This window comes from Mesorhizobium sp. M2C.T.Ca.TU.002.02.1.1 (assembly GCF_003997225.1).
Window position 1 is genome coordinate 1 of sequence record NZ_RZTO01000509.1, and the last position, 4,574, is coordinate 4,574.

Annotated in this window: 3 protein-coding genes; all 3 read right to left on the bottom strand. The window is 63.0% G+C overall.

All coding sequences use genetic code 11. The features are described 5' to 3' along the window. Positions 1-29 precede the first annotated feature (29 nt). Positions 30-1,064 carry an ABC transporter permease gene (locus EOD07_RS23580; RefSeq protein ID WP_040984157.1) on the bottom strand — a complete coding sequence of 345 codons (1,035 nt, stop codon included), beginning with the start codon at positions 1,062-1,064 and terminating at the stop codon, positions 30-32. A 150-nt stretch (positions 1,065-1,214) separates the two neighbouring features. After that, positions 1,215-2,873, bottom strand: coding sequence for an ABC transporter substrate-binding protein (locus EOD07_RS23585; RefSeq protein ID WP_127237160.1), 1,659 nt, complete (start codon positions 2,871-2,873; stop codon positions 1,215-1,217). Between the two features lie 276 nt (positions 2,874-3,149). Further along, the coding region (locus EOD07_RS23590; RefSeq protein WP_206519533.1) for a translocation/assembly module TamB domain-containing protein at positions 3,150-4,574 on the bottom strand (1,425 nt) is incomplete at its 5' end.

Sequence of the window (4,574 nt, forward strand, 5' to 3'; positions counted from 1 at the left end):
GATATATTCCGTTTGCATCGGCCCTGCCCCTACTGAACCCTGATACGCGGATTGAGAAACGCGTAGCCGACATCCGAGATGAGCTGGGTGATCAGCACGATGAACACCGAGACCAGCGAGCAGCCGAGCAGCAGATCGATGTCGTTGTTGCCGGCGGCTTCGACCAGCGTGTAGCCAAAGCCCTGGTAGCGGAACATCACCTCGACGATGACGACGCCGGTGAGCAGCCACGGGAACTGCAGCATGATGACGGTGAAGGGCGCGATCAGCGCGTTGCGCAGCGCGTGCTTGATCACCACGCTGCTGAAGGACAGGCCCTTCAGCCGGGCTGTGCGGATATATTGCTGCGTCATCACCTCGACCATCGAGGCGCGTGTCATGCGCGCGATGTAGCCTATGCCGTAGATCGCCAGCGTGATCACCGGCAGCGTGAAATTGTAGAACGTGATGCCCTGGCTGGCGGACGCCGCCGAGCCGTTCAGCCAGCCGAGCCAGGATGCGAAGATGACGGTGAAGATGACGCCCGACACATATTCGGGCGTCGCCGTCGAGGCGATCGAGGCGACCGACAGCACGCGGTCGGTGCGCGAGCCTTCGCGCATGCCGGCCAGAATCCCGATCAGCAGCGAGATCGGCACCATCACCGCCAGCACCCAGAACATCAGCAAACCGGTGGCGCCGAGCGCCGGGAAGAGCTTCGCCGCGACCGTCGTCTTGAACTTGGTCGAGCAGCCGAAATCGCCCTGCAGCACGCCGGAGAATTGCGGCTCGGTCGGGTCGTTGCAGAAGGAGAAGCGCTGCGTGGTCTTGCCGGTCGCCGGATCGGTGATCGGATGCTTCGGCAGGACGCCCAGCCACTGGCCGTAACGCAGGAAGAAATTCTGCCGGTAGCCATGGTTGACCAGCCAGCTTTCAAGCTGGTCGGCGGGCGTGTGCATCTCGGTCTGGCTGATCGCCAGCTTCTTCAGATTGGGCTCGAGATTGACGAGGAAGAAGACGACCAGCGTCAGGCACAGCATCGTGAGCAGTATCGTGCCGATGCGTCTGGCGATGAATGAGAACATGTGTGCCCCCCTGCCGGCCGGGTTGGGGTCAGATACGTTCAACCCTGTTTCGTAATGCGGATGGCGCCCCGCCGCCGCTGCAGGTCATGCAACGACAACGAAGCTGCAAATACGAGGGGCGGCTGCCCCTCGTATTCATCGCGCCATGGATCACGCCTGGTCGAGCCAGACCTTGCCGAAGTCGTGCTCGTAGGTGGGGTGCATCGAGTGGTTCTTCACCTCGGGCTTGATGTTGATGTAGAGCTTGCGCCAGTAAGGCTGGATGATGATGCCGGAATCCTGCAGGATCTGCTCGATGTCCTTCATCACGACCTTGCGCTTCTCCGCATCGGCGATGCCGAGCGCCTCATTGACCTTCTTGTCGAAGTCCGGATTGGCGTAGGCCGTCTCGTTCCACGCTTCGCCGGTGCGGTAAGCGATGGCGATCACCTGGATGCCCAGCGGGCGCATATTCCAGTTGGTCTCCGAGAACGGATACTTGGTCCAGTCGTTCCAGAAGGTCGAGCTTGGCAGCACGGTGCGCTTTACCTTGATCCCGGCTTCGCGCAACTGGGCGGCGATCGCGTCCGTGGTGTTCTTGTGGTAGTCCTCGTCGTTGCTGATCAGCTCGTGCTCGAAATCGATCGCGCCGGCTTCCGTCAGCATCTGCTTGGCCTTGGCGATGTCGCGCTTGACCTCCGGCAGTTTGACATATTCCGGATGGATCGGCGCGACATGGTGGTTTTCCGCCGCAGTGCCGGCATTGCCGTAGCCGAGCTGCAGCACGGTTGCGTTGTCGACGGCAAGCAACATCGCCTGACGAACCTTCTGGTCGTCATAGGGCTTGTGGGTGACGTTGAAGCGCGACACCACGGTGGCGGCCGTCACGACTTCCGATACCGGAGCGCCGACATCGGCGATGATCTTGATATAGTCCGCGGTCGTTTCGTGGTTGGTCTGGACTTCGCCCGATTCGAAAGCCGAGACGGTCGCGGCCGGATCGGTGCCGTAGTCGATGAACTCGACGCCGTCGAGGAAGGCCTCGCCCTGCCACCACTTGCCGGTCGTGCGGCGCTTGTAGACCACCTTCTGGCCGACATCGTAGGAGACCAGCTCGAACGGACCGGTGCCGATCGGGCAATTCTTGAAGTTGGCGCCCTTCTCGTCGAAGGTCTTGTGCACGACGAGCGCCGGATAGTCGGTCAGATTCGGGATGATGGCGATGTCGGGCTTGGTCAGCTTGAGCTTGACGGTCAGGTCGTCGACCTTGACGACCGAGCCTTCGCGCAGCTTCTTGGTCGTCTCGTCGACGAGGCTGCCGAGGCGGCCGGGCATCGAGTTGCCCTCCGCGCCCTTGTCGGCCCAGCGGGTGAAATTGTAGACCACGTCATCGGCGGTGAACTTGTCGCCGTTGTTCCATTCGACGCCCGGCCGCACATGCAGCGTGTATTCGGTGGCGTCGTCATTGATGTCCCAGCTCTCCAGGAGGTAGGGCGCGAAGGTGTATTCCTTCGTGTACTTTACCAGCGGCTCGAGCGCCTGGCGCTCGGCGTTGGAGATTTCGGACCAGTCGGCGGTGCGCGGATCCTTCGGATCCTTGACCGACATCGCAACCTTGATCACCCCGCCCTTCTTGCCCTGCACGTCCTCGGCCCGGGCCGGGGTCGGCGCGGCAAGGCCGAGCATGCCGTAGGCCATTGCCGTCGATGCGCCGAAGACGCTGGCCAAAGCCAGAAATTCGCGACGGTCCACATTGCCCGACTTGGCGTCTTCGGCCATTTTCAGGATGTGATCCGGAACACGATCACCATTGCTTTTATAGATTGCCATGACTTACTCCCATTGTTGGCTTTCTGCCTTTTAACATTCCGCATCCAGACCGCGTTGTCAAAAGACGGTGTGGAGTGGGAACATGCCGGGGAATGTGCATCTTTGGTTGCAACCCGGTTCGCGCGATAGCGACAGTCTTGACGCAAATTTGTTATCGCGACGCCGATTTCCCAAAAAATCGTCGCGAACGATTAAATCAGTACATTTTATGCGGATTAGGCTCCCGCGCCCGCGGCGGACAGCCCGCCGGGCGAGCGCAGAAACGCAGGCTGAGCCTCAATATTCGCGTTCGTAGAAGACGCCGCCCTTGGCTTCTCCGGCGTCGTTGGCCTCGCCGCGCAGCTTCACGCCGCGACCGACATTGAGGTCGATCGTCGCCTTGCCGGAACCCGGCTTGTCGCCCTTCTGTATGGTCACATAAGTACGGTCGTTGAGGTATTTGCCGGCCGAAACCGCGGTGCCGCCCTTCTCGTCCGTCGTCACGTCGAGATCGTCGACGCCGATGGCGCTTTGCAGGTTCTCAAGCAGCGAGGTCGAGCCGCCGACGCCCGCCAGTTGCGCGGCCGCGCTTGCAAGTTGGGCGATCTGCAGCGGTGACAGTTTGGACATGGATTGGCCGAAGATGAGCTGCGCCAGCACCTCGTCCTGGGGCAGCGCCGGCACGGAGGAGAAGGTGAACTTCGGATCGGTCGCCTCACCCGACACGACGATCGTGACCGTGGCGCTGCTGGTCGTCGTGGTCGCCGTCATGTTGAGATAGGGAACCAGCGAACCCTGGAACCCGATCGTGCCCTCGGTGAAGGTCAGCCGTTTGGAGAGAATGGTCAGCCGTCCGCGCTGCAGGGTGAAAGTGCCGACCGCCTGCGGCGACGAGGCCGGCCCCGTCAGCTTCAGCGACCCGCCGAGCTCGGCGTCGACACCCCTGCCCTGGATGAAGATCTGGTTCGGCGCGTTCACCGTCACGTCGAGCGTCAGGCCGCTGCCGCTGTTGCTGCTGCCGCTGGACGTTGCCGGGCGCAGCGCCTTGTCCTGCGCCCGCACGGACGCCGGCGCGTTCTTGTGCTTCACATCCAGCGCCGAAAGCGACCCGGGCAGCTTTTCCGGAACGGTGATGACCGTCCTCGCCAGGTTGATCGTGCCGGCGATCACCGGCGCCGAGACGAGCGGCCCCTTGATCGTCAGGTCGCCGCCGAGATTGGCGGTCACCACCCGGCCGTCGGTGTAGCGGCCATCGGTGAGTTTGATCGACAGGTCGGCGGGGAAGCCTTGCGCCGGCACGATGCCCACCGTGCCGCTGGCCGAAAGATTGCCTTTCGTCGAAAGCGTGCCGGTGAGCCGGTTGATCCTGGCAACGCCGTTCCCGATCGAAACGTCCGCCGCGATGTCGTTCACCGCCAGGCCGGAGCGGGCATCGACCAGCCGGGCGCCGGAGGTGCTGACCGTTCCGCCGATCACCGGCGACGACGCCGGACCGCGCACCTGCACATTGACGTTCGCGGTTCCGGTCAGCCCCAGCCCTTGCGCGGCGAGTTTCGCGGCCAGGAAGGAGAACGGCACCTTGCCGTTGAAGTCGAGCACCAGGGCCGGCGTGCCCGCCATCGTCACCGAGCCGCCGCCCTTGAGGCCGAGGCCGGCGCCATCGCTGATGTTGGCGTCGAAGGCGAGCTTGTTGCCGGCGAAAGCACCGGACGACGACACGTT

Excerpts from the sequence above, each read along its gene's own strand:
- EOD07_RS23580 (WP_040984157.1), bottom strand. The coding sequence starts at position 1,064 with ATGTTCTCATTCATCGCCAGACGCATCGGCACGATACTGCTCACGATG.
- EOD07_RS23585 (WP_127237160.1), bottom strand. The coding sequence starts at position 2,873 with ATGGCAATCTATAAAAGCAATGGTGATCGTGTTCCGGATCACATCCTG.